Below are 13363 nucleotides of genomic sequence, written 5' to 3' on the forward strand. Positions count from 1 at the left end.
GCCATGGGAGTACTGTAACCAGTGGCTCCGAGGAGGGTAATGTATCGGATGGATGACAGCTTTCGGTCTTCGTGTTTGTCCAACCCCGTCGTGTGGGCGCGCATACCACCCCCTCGAGAATGCAGTTAGGCCAATCGCCGCCACGCGCAAGATGTTTATGTTGTCGTTCCTGCGCGTCGGACTTAAGACGTTTGGCGGCAAGCTGCCACAAACGGCCGCGATTTCACGATCGCGTCACGAAGAAGCTAGTTCGCTCTCGACGCGCGGCTCGCAAAACGTGGCACGCCAATTGCTTGGCCTACGACACCGCCTCGCCGGGCTTAGTAATGTGGTCCTCCCGCGTCCTGGGATGCGGTCCAAGCCCGAAGAGAGGAGGTCACGATGCGGATGGCACCCAGCAGGCGAGCATATAGATTGATGGGCACACTGAGTCGGCTGCTCGCAACGACCCGCAAGCTCAACCCTAATCGCAACAAAGCGATGGCTAGGCGCGCCATGCTGCGGCGCAGCTTTGGCACCGGAGACCTCCATGACAAGTTCGTCTGATATCGCGCGGCTTCGAGCTAGTCCGGGCACCGCTTCGCTAACGAAGTGGGGTTGGGTTTTCGCCCTCGGCGTAGGTTATCTGATCACTGGCTTCGTGGCGCTTGGTAGCGTTGCGCTCGCGACGGTGGCGAGTGTGGTGCTAGTTGGCGTGATGATGATCGTCGCCGGCGTTGCCGAAACGATCAATGCTTTCCAGGTTAAGACCTGGGGCAAGTTCTTGCTATGCGCTCTTTTGGGTGCGCTCTACTTTGGATGCGCTCTACATCGTCGCGGGGCTTGTGACATTTGATAATCCTACGCTCGCCGCTGTGCTGCTTACGCTGGCGCTCGGCGCATCGCTGGTCGCCGCCGGCATCATGCGCCTGATCCTGGCGTTCAGCATCAAACGCGCAACGCCCCGATCCTGGCTGGCGATATCCGGCGTCATTACTCTGCTGATTGGATCGTTGATCTTAGCGCGTTGGCCGATAAACAGTGTTTATATTCTGGGCCTGTTTCTCGGCGCCGATCTAATCGTGGCGGGCGCGAGCTGGATTGGAGTCAGCTTCGGCCTACGCCGCAGTCCCATCGTGAAGTCACGATCGTCGCGTAATTGCCGGGCGCCCTTGGTTTCGAAGGAGAAAGACATGCACGAAAATAACAGCTTGGAGCGTGCAGCCTCACCCGCTGAGACTGCATTTGCTGCGCTAACGAACTTCTCGCTCGGCAACAATCTCATACTTGGATATGCAGCTCACGGTTTCTATGTCTCCAGTCAGCCTGTCACGAGTGCGGTAGTTCAGTTCACCGATAACGCTGTGGCAAGCGGCTTGGCCCACGCCGACCTTTACTGAATCGAATATACTCACGCCAAATCACAGCGACAGATCAATCGATTCCGAATTCTTCACGGGCGACTCGAGACCGCGATCATCGAACGCTCTGTCGAGAAGATGGCGACGCCAGCTAAGCAGATGATTGCCAGAGCACTATGCGGTCAGAAACGGCCCGTACTCTACTTCCGCCGCAAGCTCTGCGATCTCCGTCTCAAACGATGTTTTGCTTTGCCGCTGACGCAGCAAATCGTTCGAGTATCACGCGCAAATCACCCGCTTCTTTTCTTAGGTGAGGGTACACCTTGGCGGCTTCGCAATCAAACTGCTCCCAGTCCGGCACATCGAGCAATGTCAGTGAACGGAGTGCCGGAGCGAAGCAACTAAGAAATCGTCGTTGGATTATTTTAATGCGCTGCAAGCGGATTGCTTCGCTTGTGTCGGGCTCTCCAGAAACAAGCTCGATTGCGTCTCTTAGAACCGAGAGACGAAAATAGAACTGTGTCACTGCCAGCAGTATCTCGGCGTCGAGCAGTCCGAGTTTTCCCGCAACAGCAGGCAACACGAGTGGGAGTGACGGAAGGAATTTGGCGTCTTCACTTGCAATCTTCCTCGTGCCCCAATCCCTCCACGGCTCTATGTAGTCGTTGGCGCATCGTGCAACTCGATCGACGATCTCAGCGTAGAGACTTGCTCGCATGGCTTTGATCTCTTGTTTCTGGCGCCTGTTATCGTGGTGGGTGACAGCGCCGAAGCTAATGGCACTGCCCACGATGGTACCCACGAAGCCAATCCACCCCACACTGCTGCCGACGGAGATATTCACCATCACCCCAGCAGTTACCGCTCCCGCCAGAGAGGCTACTGCGATAAGAAATATCATATCTTGTCGATACGGGCTTAGTCGTGTCGCGTGATCATTTTCATTCACGACGCATCCTCGAGCGACCAGGTTCATAGGCATTCGCTTTTGCGGAAAATGCTACCCCCTGCGCCGAAATGTTACTGTCCGCTGCAATCGATTTGGTTCGGCTTGATACCCCGGAACTGTCCACGCAAGGCTGTGACTGTGATTAGTTTTGACGGGGTCTTCGTTGGCCCACCACGCATCATATTCATACGCCGATTTCGGGAGGGAGCGACCGATAAGCATCTCGATATCGGCAAAGGTCGTCTTGAGCGAGGCAGAGCTGTTTGCGACCAGCTTGTCTCTCAAAGGGTTATAGATCGACATCGGGCTCCCCCATCCAACGATCTCATACTATATAGCCAATCCGGACTTTTCGTCACCAATTGCGGATTTTGTCCGATATTTGTCGGTTTTCGCTCGCAGCGGCACTGACGCCGCCGCGACATCATGTCGAGCACCGCGTCCGGGCCTTTGATTGGGTTGTGAGTTCCATGCTCGCTCTTAGTGCGATTCACGATGGCGAATGGTAGGCCTACCAATCAGCAGGCTCTTTTCGGCGAATCGTGCGTTTCATGTCGCTGTTGTCCGGACACGCAGGCGATGTATGTCCTTGCTCTGGTCACCCAAAAAGGCGGAAGCGGCAAGAGCACGCTGGAGGTCGGAATTGCAGTCGCCGCTTTGGCGAACGGAAAGCGCGTTGCAATTGTCGAGGCGGATCCACAAGGAACGATTTCAAAATGGAAAGAGCGGCGCGGCCATTCCTATCCGCGGCTCGTTCGGGGCGCCGATCCCGTCGAAATAGAAGGGGCGCTGGTCAGCCTTGAAGCTGAGGGGATCTCGCTTATCGTCATCGATACCGCCGCCACAAATAATGCACTGGCCATGCGCGCAATCGCGAGGGCCGATCTTTGCCTGATCCCGGTGCGTCCGAGTCCGGCGGACATCGAAGCTGCGATACCGACGCTGATTGCTATTCGTAGGCTCAACCGCCGATTTGCTTTCGTCCTCAATCAGACACCACCGCGGGGCTGCCGCTTGACTGAAGCTGCAACGTCGCTCAATTCGCTCGGGGTGCTTGCGCTTCCCTATGTCGGACAGCGCAATGACCATCAGGACGCGCTTGGGGCAGGATTAGGCGTGACCGAGTTTGCACAAGAGGGAAGAGCCTCGGAGGAAGTTCGTGAGCTGTAGCGGTGGGTCTTGGAACAGCTTGTCGAGGGGTCGTCATGAGCCATACGGAAGAAACGAAAAAGCGGCGTGCTAGGCAGACGCGCCGCGCGACGCTCGCTCGTGGAGCCTACCGCGCCGGGCGAGCCGAGCCGTTGACGATAGCCTCTTTGTGTTGTCAGTCGGGATTGCTGCTCTGAATCCGAAATCGGAGAACGCAGGCGAGAATACGATTGATCAAACGATCCTTGTAAGGCAAGTGACGGCCGACTCCTGTTGAGTGCTCGGAATGCGGCGGCGGCGCGCAAGGACGAACTCCTGGATTCCGACGCTACCCCGTTATGCCCTGTCAGCGCGTTCTCGAAGCCGCCCTCCACGAGGTCGGACAATTCGAGCCGCAGCATCTCGTCGCGCAGCCGATTGGCGACGCCGCGATCTGCTGGGCGAAGGGCGCCGGAATTGCGTTCATAGGGCCATATGAGGGCAACCGGCCATGTTTCCACGGTCGGCTTGCTCGCCAGTGCATCCATGGTCTACCCCGGATGACAGGCTCTCGGGCGCGGTTCTCTGCGCGCGCGATCGTACGTATCAAGGCCATTTATGATCGACGGCCCTGCATCTCCAGCTTGTTTTCTGCCTTCACTTTGGCAATGTCTTTCGGGGCGGCTCGAATGCTTCCTGGTCTTTGGGGTCTGCAAGCTCAAACCAAGAGCCGGGTACTGACGTGGCGATAAGCTTGGCGAAGACGGATTGCGGCTCCCAATTTTGTCCTTCGCGCTTCTCGAAAATGATGGCTCCGTCGCCAAGGCCGGGAATACTGCAGCCGACCGAAAGCTCGACGCGCCACAGGTCGTCTTCGGCGGTTTGCTGCTCGTGTATTTTCGGCGAGTAGTGCACTGCAACCGGCTCGCCGATCGTGCAGCGGCCGCGCCGCAGAAGATCGCCCAACTTGCCTTGTGCGGTCGTCACGAAGTTGAAGTTAGCGGGATCATGCAGAAAGCGGCGGTTCACGCCTCTTTCGTTATTCGCTACCTCGTCAACAACAAGAGAGAGTGCGAACGCTTGCCAGCCTAGTTCCATCGGTTTCGCATATGGAGTCACAAGTTTCACCGTGCCATCGGGGGCCACCTCCCACGTGACCATATTTTCGTCCGTCGTTTTGTCAGACCTGTGTTTGGCCCATGAAAAGACAACACGCTGGCCAGTGTCGGTCTTTCGGCCAACCTCCCATCCCCTGGGAGCGAAGTGGGCTACCCTCGCGACCTTGGCAAAGATTTCCTCCGCCGTCTCACCATCCTCCGTTCGCCAAGTTGATCTAACCTTGTCGATCAGAGGGTTGTCATCCGCACGGACGCCGTCGCCCTTACCCGCCAGCCCGCCGGGCAAAATCAGCCACAGAATATGGCCGACACAGAGCCCGAGCCCGAGAGCGAACCAAAGCACGCGCCTATTAGTCATCTATTCTCTCACCCTACGCAGCCGCCCCTTACGCGTCACATCGTATTTCCGAAGAGACCCAAGACGCACCTATCAGGGTTGGTCGGTCACAATGCCATCGGCGTCTGGAGTGACGGTCCCGGCGGCGGGCCAATCACGGCTGGGGAAGCCACTTTTTGCGAGAAACCAAAGGTCGAAAGGCCACCGCGAAATATGCGCGCGGTCCGGACGATGGGCGTGGCTTTACCATTCCCGGGGGAACCACTAAATTCACGTTGTGGCATTGCCTCTCTCGGTGAACTCCGTTCGGGGGAAGCGTTTATGTTCGTCTCAGTGAGAGGGAGGCCTGCCGAACCCCAGGTTGAGACAGGTGCATTATTCACCGATTGGTTCGAGACGCCGCGATGGAGCCCGAAATGGTCAGCCGCATGAGGGCGGCTTACAAGCAAGTGCTCTATACCGTTTGCGTGAAGGATGGTGACGATCCGCTAACGGAAATGATCGCGAAGGAGGTCATCAAGATTGCACAAACAGTTGTCGGTGACCCAACAGAACTTGCCCCCTTGCGATCAGAGAGCTTGAACTTCGGTGAGGCGAACACCGCCATCTGGGCCAAGCTCGATAGCCGTGAGGGAAATTAATGCGCTGACTTGACTTTTCATCGCGTCTTCATGGAGCGTGGAAGTAAGGCGGCGCAACTACATGCCGCTGAAAACCCGGCTCGCGGCGACGTGGTGTGAGATGCTGGCCGGACAGCGCCCACGCTGATCCTCAAGCAGTGGGAGAATACCCCGCCAACGCCATATCTCGCAGATCGCGAAGACCCGGCGGGATCGAACAGCGCGAGGCCGAGTTTCCCGCGCGCCTACTCGCCAAGGATCGCGGCGGACGGTGGCAGAAGTGGATGCGGCTGTGGCTCTGGCGCTTGATTTCGACGAGAGTGGGACCCTGTCGGGGTTCTCGATGATTGCTGCATGCACATCATGCGCATGCAGCGGGGGTGATGTTGTAGATGCTCCCGTAGAAGTCCATGACAGACATGACGTCACCCGATTCCGTCACGAGGCGCGGAATATCTCCTAAGAGCCGGTTCTTTGCGGACGCACGTCCGCTATCGTCAAAAGATAGAGCATGCCCTCATCGTGCCTCGGATCGTAGGACAGCATGTCGAGGCCGGACCGACCGAAATGAGCCTGAAGGCTCGCATTGTCCGGATATCGTTGTAAAACTGCTTCGCCCGCTAGGCGTTGGCGAAGTGGATAAACCAATACCGCCATCCGCCCGGATTGTTGATCGAGAAGGGGCTGACATAGGGAGCGCATAGACGAAAGTCGTCAAAGACGATCTTCTCCGTCCGTAGCCAGTCGTTCTTGCTCATGAGTCCATTAAGCGCATCGACATTCGCGCTCGTTTAGCCCAAGATGAGCAAGCCGCACTCTTAGCTGCTCCGGCTGGTTCTTCTGTAGAAATGCCGGAAGTGAACTGATCATAAAGGTGTAAAAGATCTCGGCGGCGGGATAGGAGCGCATAATGTCAAGAAGCGTATTCCGGTCGACGTGACTGTCCCCACATTGATCCAGATTGAAGAGAACGCTTTTGTAGCGTCCTTGCTCAAGAACGTCTTGATCTTTGGATACGCAGCCTCGAAAAACTCGTTCAGATACTCCACGGAAGGTGTAGTTTCGGGCACGTCTGAACAATGTCAGCTTCCATCAGTCCAACATGTGTCTTCAGCAATTCTATGGCATCGCGGCTAGCATCGTTTAAGATTAGAAGGCACTCGACCTCGATGGCGCCGAGGCCTTGAACTGCACGATGTGTATTCACTGCCTCGACAGCACGCTTCAATTCTTCAATGAATATCAGTGGTGACCCAGGCGTGCAGCAGTGATATCGCCCGCCACCGGCAAATCCGTCGACGATTGCAAGCCGAAAACGCTCCTGTTGCGGGAGCTTACAGCGGACGGTTAGATAGTCGAAGACGTATTCGCGCAGGATTTTGTGTTTGCGCTTTGAATGCTCCTCGAGCTTTGCGCCATCAGCCCATTCATACCGTTTTTCGGCCACGTCGCCCCCAACCGTATTGCGCTATTATGGAACAGCGCCGGGACCGGTGGGCATCTCATCGCCAGGTCCGCCCCCTATATTCGCGTCCATTGGCCTTTTTCGAGCGCTTCTTGTTGTCTTTGCCCCCAGGTGCCCCACTGTTTGAAAAAGAAGGCCGTCCCGGCTGATAAGCACTGCACATAGATTTCGTCGATCCACTCCTCACGGATTGGCCGAGCTGCCTTCCCGCTTTCGCCACCGACGATCGCCCAATGGATGTCCCGGAGATCGGCAGTGCCGACGGCTCCGATAAGGGGCTCGGAAATGAACCGAATGGCTGCCGGCACCTGGCGCAGGTGCTCTATGCGAACCACTACGTCCGCGTTCTCAATGCTAGTGCCGAGCCAGATATTGGGCAGGACCTCGCCGATGAGGGCAGGGACCAACCTGGCCATGCGTTCGGGGCGCTTCGTGAGAATCTGATAGTTGTGATGCGGTGTCTCGCGCATCACCTGCCCGGCGTCGCGAATGAAGGCGTCGCTAACTCGTTCATGAAACAGGTCGCTCATCGAGTTTACAAATATCTTGTGCGCGGCGGCGATCAGGGTGACACTCCGTATTGCCGCACGTAAAAGTGCTCCCTCAGGGTGGTCCGCTGCCTCATCTTTTTTGCTCCTGACTTGAAGTGGAGGCGGCGTCTCTTGGGAGGGACCAAACAGCATGGCGTTGGCCTGTTCGCTGCGCCAGGTCTTTAGGCGACGCTGTAGCGTGCGCAGAAGTTTTTGGGGATAGATTCCAGGGCATTTTGCCTGCAATCGCGCTAGGGGTTCACTGCCGGTCCGCCACGGCTCGGCTTCAAACCATTTGCGCAAATCCGGCGTCACTCGAATGAGCGGGTCGGGACGGCGACGGCCTCTTTTGCTTTGGCGATCGGCCGATCTGTCGGCCGGGCACCGCCCTCCTTCAGGTTCTCAAGCTCGCCAGGAAAAGATCAATCGGCTGCGCGATCGGGCCGGGGTTCGCGGCAGGCTCGGCGTCAGTAAGCGCCGCCAACCACTCCTGCGTCACTCGGATATCGCGCAACAAGGCGACGGGGTCGAGGCCGGCGAAAGTCTCTTGTAAACGGGCGCGAACTTCATCGGACGTGCGCGAGTCGGCGGCTAGCCGTTGATGCGGCGTGGAAGGCGCGCTGTAGGTCTTGTGCACCCGGGCGCCGTCGCGCTGCTTGGCGATCAGCTTGAACGACGGTTGAAGAAGTTCACGAACAGGCGCGCCGAGCGGTAGAGCTGCGCCAGCAACGTCGCTGCCTCCAAACCCTCGAACCGCCGGTAGCCGACCATCCTGCGCACGACAGCGCCGTTCTTTTGCTCGACAAAAGCTTGATCGCTTTTGCGGCACGGCCGGCAGCGCGTGAAAATGATATCGGCCGTGTCACAGTACGTCTTAAGCGTCTCGTTCATGAAAACGGTGTCATCGTCCGTGTCCAAGCCAAGAAGCGCGAAGGGCAATTGCTTACGCAATTCCGTCAGCACGGTGCTCAGCAGCGTCTGCTCGCGCACGATCAGCGGCGTGCATTCCGTCCAGCTGGTCGCGACGTCAGTGAGGACCAGGGTCTGTACGAAACTGCCGCGCGCCGATGGACCGCTGTGGGCGACAAGGTCCGCCTCCACGAAGCCCGGTGCGGGATCATTCCAATCCGCCGAAGTCCGTATCGGAATACTGCGTCGTAGGGCGTGTGCGGCCGATCGCCGGCGCTGGCGACCGGGCCCTTCCCGAATCCGGCCTAACGCCCGGTCGATCGTCGCCGCGCTCATCGAAAGCAGCTTGCCGCGGATCTCGGGAGCGAGGTCAAGATGGCTGTGCCGCTCCATCGCGTCGATCAGCATCGGTATCAAGGCTTTCAGCCGGTTCCCGCAAACCCGGTCCGAGGCTTCCCAGAGGAGTGCGAGCGCATTGCGTTCGGCTTCACCGTAAATCCGGCGCCGCGCCCGACGACCTGTTCGCGACCCATCGTGGCCCCGCAGCAGCCGCATCGGATGCTTGCGATGATATCCAGTGACATTGACGAACTCATCCAATATCCGCGCCTTCTCCACGCGATCGCTCGATCGGTAGCGTTCGCCCACAGCTGCCGTCAGTTCCTTCCTAGTCGCCATGCTCAGCTCTCCCCATCCCATCGGTCCGCGCGTTCAGCGTGACCAACGGCGCGCGCTTGGATGTGAAGTACACGCGCGGATATGCCCCTAAAAGGAGCCTAACTCACAATTTAGTCGCATGCTGGCGTGGTCGCCACTTCAGGGCGCGATCGGGCCGGCTGAGGTGCTGCGAACGCAGTGGATACCTGACACGCAGATCGGCATGCGTTGGCAAGACCTTGAACTGTCTGCCATCGACCGTGGCGAGAAAAGCATGGCGTGACCACCCGTCCCGAAGCCCATCCGCCGCCTGATCGAGCTGGGCCTGAAAGTGCAGCCCAAGTGAGGCCATAGTTGAGGAGCTCGTCGAGAGGGATGAGCCACCGACCGAAGTCGTCGCTTTCCGCCATAGCGGCGTCAAATGGAATGAGACTGAGACGCCGCGCCAACTCGCGATGGCCTGATACGAACGCTTGCCGCCGGCTTGCCTGCGGCAAGCAGGCGCGGCGCGGCAATCCGCTGCTTCCTTGAAATCACGACCACGGAAGATACAGCGCGGCGAACAGCACCAGGACGATTAGAATGCACGCCCACGCGATTGCTAGCGCCTTATCCATCGGCCGACTCCCCCGATCTCCTCGGCCGCCCGCCTGGCTCTGAGCGGTCCTCGGCAAGCCGACGCGCGCTTCAGGTCCACCATCGAGCAACTCAGCCTGCCACACAAATGTGTCCTGCAAGAGGCCAGCTCGCCCCCCCTCCAATCCGGTAGTTGAGGCGACCGCGTCAGGTTGCAAACTCCCTCCCGGCGTGGACACGCGTTCCAGAACCTGGGGAGAAAGACCTTATGGCTCGTATTCAACATATCATTCACACTCCACAATGACGAATGGACCTCGTAAATGGCAAGCACTCCGCCCATACGCTACTCAGAAAGAGGCAATCCGCGCCGCGGTTGATGCCGCCCACGCGGACGGAAAGGCAGGGCACGACGTTCAGGTTCTCGTTCAAAGCGAAGCCACCAATTTAGAATCGAGTGGACATATGGCCACGATCCATACCCGCCAGCCGGCTAATCGCTGACCAGATGAGATCGGCGCCGACCAATCCTGGTAGATTGCCTTGCAGTCCTCTCCGCGATACTTGGTAGCACCCTTTGGGAGTTCAGCCTCTCAGCGGGCCGAGGTGGCCAGCCTTGCTACCTCTGAGGGCGACGGCTGGTGGTAGGGACAGTGCTTCCGGAGGCGTGAGCGCCGTGTCCCGTCCGCGCTGTCCCGTTTTTCTCAGGTTTGAAGGGCGCGGCCGTCCCATCCAGGATCAGCCGCGCCCTTCGAGCCCCGGGCTAGCCCCGAAGTAGTCGATTGGCCTTCGGGTGGCTATCGCGCCCGCATCGGTTGAGCAAAACTCCCCTATGAGCACCAAAAGAATGGAGCATTTCCAATGAACATCGATCTCGCGGCGGTGCTTACTAAATTTCAGAACATCTCGCCTGGTGCATTTATCAAACTCGATATCTCAATTGACGGCGGATCATTCGGCATCTTTGTAGAGGACGGCCACGGCAATCAGGGCATCGTTACCTTTCCCGCGACGCCTGCCCCACAAGACCAAATCGCGTGGCATCAGCGGGGCGGAATATCACACCGAACAATTATCTACTTTCCGACCGCACTTCTGAGGCCGGCCCTGTCGAGCACTGCCGTGCCAGGTTCTGCAGCGGGCGTGCCCTTGGTCTGCGTGGGGAACAAGGCGTTCATCGCAGGTCAACAAGATCGGCATCACCGTGAATACTTCAACATCGATACGGGCAAAGCCGAAAAGGTGGCTTTAGATGACGCGGTGTTGTTCACGGAATCGGCCGTGGGGCATGTGGTCGACGGAAAATTCGACGAAAATCTACAGATACCCTCTGCCTGGTACTTCTTAAAGAGGAGCGGCAAGCCGTTTGAAGTCCCCCGCCTTTCAATCCGCTGAATCTGCACCAACGGTGCGAGCTGGAATTGCGGCTTCCAATCACAGTAACAAAGGAAACGTGATATGATCCCTATTGAAGAGGCCTTTATTCGAGCGATGACGTTGCTTGACGGTCCAAAGCCAACCGAGCAACGGGCTGAAATCGTCGCCCACCTGGATACTATTATTGACTATGCGCGCGACGATGCCGAGGAGCGCCTAGCCCATAGTTTCAAAGCGATGGCCTTGAACCACCTCGACAGCATCGGTCGAGATACGTCGACCATTGTTGCGGAGAAAATGGAGCTGGCTCTGATCGCCGCCGAAGAATTGATTATAGCTATCGTCGAGCGCAACCGGCGCGGATCTGCCATCCACCGGATCATTGAGAACCCGGTCTACGGCGGCGCCTATGCCTATGGTAAGACGGCCGTGGCGGCGGGATACAGCACCGCGGGCGTGAGCGTGAAGATCCGCCGCAAGGCGCGGAACGAATGGCTGACGCTGAAGCCCAACACTCACGAAGGGTATGTGAGCTGGGAGAAGTTCGAGGCGATTCGCACCATGGTCAGCAGTAATGTTCCCACCAGTCGGCATCACGGCGCGCCCAAGCATAGTGACGCGTTGCTGGCCGGTCTGATCCGCTGCAAGCGCTGCGGTCGCAAGCTCACACTCCGGTACTCCGGCATGGAGAACCATATCCCGCGCTACAGCTGCAGCTGTGCCTGGATGGACAATGGCGGGGCCCACTGCATCGCCTTCGGCGGACTGCGCGTCGATGACGCCATCGAGGAAGCACTGCTTGGAGTCGTCGGTCCAGGCGCGGTCGCCGCCGCAACCGCTGCCGCCAACGGAGCCAGGGAACGGCGCGATCGGGTACGCGATGCTCTCAGTCGCGACCTCGAAGCGGCGCGCTATGCCGCCGACAGGGCTTTCCGGCAATACGATGCCGCTGATCCCGCGCACCGGCTGGTCGCCAGTGAGCTGGAAGCCCGCTGGAACAGGGCGCTTACTCACGCGGCGGAGGTTGAGGCCAAGATCGCCATGCATGATGTGGCGACGTCCGCACCCCTTGCTGATCCAGCTTCGTTCGGCATTCTAGCCTCGAACCTCAAAACGGTCTGGGATGCGCCGACGACGGATGCTCGTCTCAAGAAGCGCATTGTGCGCACCCTCATTCATGAGGTCGTGGCCGATATCGACGACGTGGCGTCCGAGATCGTTCTCATCGTCCATTGGGTGGGTGGCGCCCACAGCGAGTTGCGCTTGCCGAAGCGCCGGCGCGGACAACGCAACAGCACCTCTGCCGACATCATCCAGGCCGTACGTCAACTGGTGGTGATCGCCAGCGACGATCTGATTGCCGGCCTCCTCAACCGCAACGGCCTCAAGACCGGCAACGGCAATCGCTGGACCCGCGAGCGCGTCACATCAATGCGCTCGAACTACCACATCCCGGTGTTCAAGCCCGCGGAGGACGGGATCGAGCCATGGCTCAACCTTGGCAAGGCCGCAAAGCTCTTGAAGATCGCGCCCAAGACGCTCCGGCTGGCCGCTGAAGTCGGCGAGATCGAATCCATCCATCCTCTGCCGGATGGTCCTTGGATCTTCGCCCGCACCTCGCTGACAACAACTGCTGCTCAATCTATCGCGAACGAGCGCGACAGAACCCAAATCATCACCCCGCGGGATCGCATCCCGCTCAACAAAATCTCTTCTCTTCAATTACATAGCCAGATGGGTGTTCTGATGCGCAGTTGTAATCGGCCCGCCAGCATCCGAGTGCGACGCGGGCCTGGGCCAGCGACGTGAACAGCGTCTCGTTCAACAGTTCATCCCGCAACCTGCCGTTGACGCTCTCGATGAAGGCATTCTGCATCGGCTTGCCCGGCGCGATGTAGTGCCATGCGACACGGCTCTGATCAGCCCATGTCAGGATGGCGTTGCTGGTGAACTCGCTGCCGTTGTCGCTGACCACCATCTTCGGCCTGCCGCATTCGATCGTCAGCCGGTCCAGCTCCCGCGCCACGCGGTTGCCGGAGAGCGAGGTGTCGGCTACCAGCGCCAGGCACTCGCGGGTGCAATCATCGATGACCGTGAGAGGATACGGAAGCGGCGGCCATCGGTGAGCTGATCCGACACGAAGTCGAGCGACCAGCGGTCGTTCGGCGCATCGCCACCGTCATCGGCGAACCGTGTCCGGATCGGCCGCTTGCGGTCGCCATGGCGGCGCACCGCAAAAATCGCACTCGATTGTCAGTTGTCCAATCTTGGCGTGCAGCCGCGTTCACGATGGTGATGCCGAACCACCAGTACAACAGTGGGCAAATCAGGCTGGCAAGCCTGAAGGGAAAAGTGCT

The 13363-nt window shown here is 58.8% G+C and carries 9 protein-coding genes and 3 pseudogenes; 5 read left to right on the top strand and 7 right to left on the bottom strand.

All coding sequences use genetic code 11. From position 1 onward, the window contains the following. Window positions 1-529 precede the first annotated feature (529 nt). A pseudogene (locus I6F20_RS38475) lies at window positions 530-1106 on the top strand (HdeD family acid-resistance protein); the annotation flags it as partial. Window positions 1107-1572: 466 nt separating this feature from the next. On the opposite strand, the gene I6F20_RS30300 reads toward I6F20_RS38475, so the two are convergent. Next, a complete protein-coding gene (locus I6F20_RS30300) occupies window positions 1573-2289 on the bottom strand; it encodes a hypothetical protein (protein WP_225129204.1) in 717 nt (238 codons plus the stop codon). 51 nt (window positions 2290-2340) lie between these two features. Beyond that, a complete protein-coding gene (locus tag I6F20_RS30305) occupies window positions 2341-2592 on the bottom strand; it encodes a DUF7662 domain-containing protein (RefSeq protein WP_225129206.1) in 252 nt (83 codons plus the stop codon). Window positions 2593-2868: 276 nt separating this feature from the next. Between I6F20_RS30305 and I6F20_RS30310 the strand changes: the two genes are divergently transcribed. After that, on the top strand, window positions 2869-3459 hold the full coding sequence (locus I6F20_RS30310; RefSeq protein ID WP_225129208.1) for an AAA family ATPase: 591 nt from the start codon (window positions 2869-2871) through the stop codon (window positions 3457-3459). A gap of 615 nt (window positions 3460-4074) precedes the next feature. Here I6F20_RS30310 and I6F20_RS30315 read toward each other — a convergent pair. Further along, window positions 4075-4893 carry a nodulate formation efficiency C protein gene (locus tag I6F20_RS30315; RefSeq protein ID WP_225129210.1) on the bottom strand — a complete coding sequence of 273 codons (819 nt, stop codon included), beginning with the start codon at window positions 4891-4893 and terminating at the stop codon, window positions 4075-4077. A gap of 395 nt (window positions 4894-5288) precedes the next feature. Between I6F20_RS30315 and I6F20_RS30320 the strand changes: the two genes are divergently transcribed. After that, window positions 5289-5513, top strand: a complete 225-nt coding sequence (locus I6F20_RS30320; protein WP_225129212.1) for a hypothetical protein — start codon at window positions 5289-5291, stop codon at window positions 5511-5513. A gap of 1015 nt (window positions 5514-6528) precedes the next feature. Here I6F20_RS30320 and tcmP read toward each other — a convergent pair. The 3 genes and pseudogenes from tcmP to I6F20_RS30335 all read right to left on the bottom strand — a co-directional run. Further along, on the bottom strand, window positions 6529-6939 hold the full coding sequence (tcmP, locus tag I6F20_RS30325) for a three-Cys-motif partner protein TcmP (protein ID WP_225129214.1): 411 nt from the start codon (window positions 6937-6939) through the stop codon (window positions 6529-6531). A 74-nt stretch (window positions 6940-7013) separates the two neighbouring features. Next, a complete protein-coding gene (locus I6F20_RS30330; protein WP_518513080.1) occupies window positions 7014-7487 on the bottom strand; it encodes a DUF5131 family protein in 474 nt (157 codons plus the stop codon). A gap of 108 nt (window positions 7488-7595) precedes the next feature. Continuing rightward, window positions 7596-9095, bottom strand: a pseudogene (locus I6F20_RS30335) (ISNCY family transposase); the annotation flags it as partial. A 1395-nt stretch (window positions 9096-10490) separates the two neighbouring features. Here I6F20_RS30335 and I6F20_RS30340 point away from each other — a divergent pair. Together I6F20_RS30340 and I6F20_RS30345 are read left to right on the top strand one after the other, a co-directional pair. After that, a complete protein-coding gene (locus I6F20_RS30340) occupies window positions 10491-11024 on the top strand; it encodes a hypothetical protein (protein WP_225129216.1) in 534 nt (177 codons plus the stop codon). Between the two features lie 63 nt (window positions 11025-11087). Then, the gene (locus tag I6F20_RS30345) at window positions 11088-12815 is read left to right on the top strand and encodes a recombinase family protein (RefSeq protein WP_225129218.1); all 1728 of its coding nucleotides are present in this window, start codon (window positions 11088-11090) and stop codon (window positions 12813-12815) included. On the opposite strand, the pseudogene I6F20_RS30350 reads toward I6F20_RS30345, so the two are convergent. Continuing rightward, window positions 12745-13238: pseudogene (locus tag I6F20_RS30350) on the bottom strand (integrase core domain-containing protein); the annotation flags it as partial. The gene I6F20_RS30345 and the pseudogene I6F20_RS30350 sit on opposite strands and share 71 nt — an antisense overlap. Window positions 13239-13363: the final 125 nt, after the last annotated feature.

This window comes from Bradyrhizobium sp. IC3123, from assembly GCF_020193625.1.
Taxonomy (GTDB): Bacteria; Pseudomonadota; Alphaproteobacteria; order Rhizobiales; family Xanthobacteraceae; genus Bradyrhizobium; species Bradyrhizobium yuanmingense.

Bases quoted from the DNA above. Each gene is read 5' to 3' on its own strand.
- I6F20_RS30340 (WP_225129216.1), top strand. From the start codon at position 10,491: ATGAACATCGATCTCGCGGCGGTGCTTACTAAATTTCAGAACATCTCG.
- I6F20_RS30310 (WP_225129208.1), top strand. From the start codon at position 2,869: ATGTATGTCCTTGCTCTGGTCACCCAAAAAGGCGGAAGCGGCAAGAGC.
- I6F20_RS30330 (WP_518513080.1), bottom strand. From the start codon at position 7,487: ATGAGCGACCTGTTTCATGAACGAGTTAGCGACGCCTTCATTCGCGAC.
- I6F20_RS30345 (WP_225129218.1), top strand. From the start codon at position 11,088: ATGATCCCTATTGAAGAGGCCTTTATTCGAGCGATGACGTTGCTTGAC.
- I6F20_RS30315 (WP_225129210.1), bottom strand. From the start codon at position 4,893: ATGACTAATAGGCGCGTGCTTTGGTTCGCTCTCGGGCTCGGGCTCTGT.
- I6F20_RS30305 (WP_225129206.1), bottom strand. From the start codon at position 2,592: ATGTCGATCTATAACCCTTTGAGAGACAAGCTGGTCGCAAACAGCTCT.
- I6F20_RS30320 (WP_225129212.1), top strand. From the start codon at position 5,289: ATGGTCAGCCGCATGAGGGCGGCTTACAAGCAAGTGCTCTATACCGTT.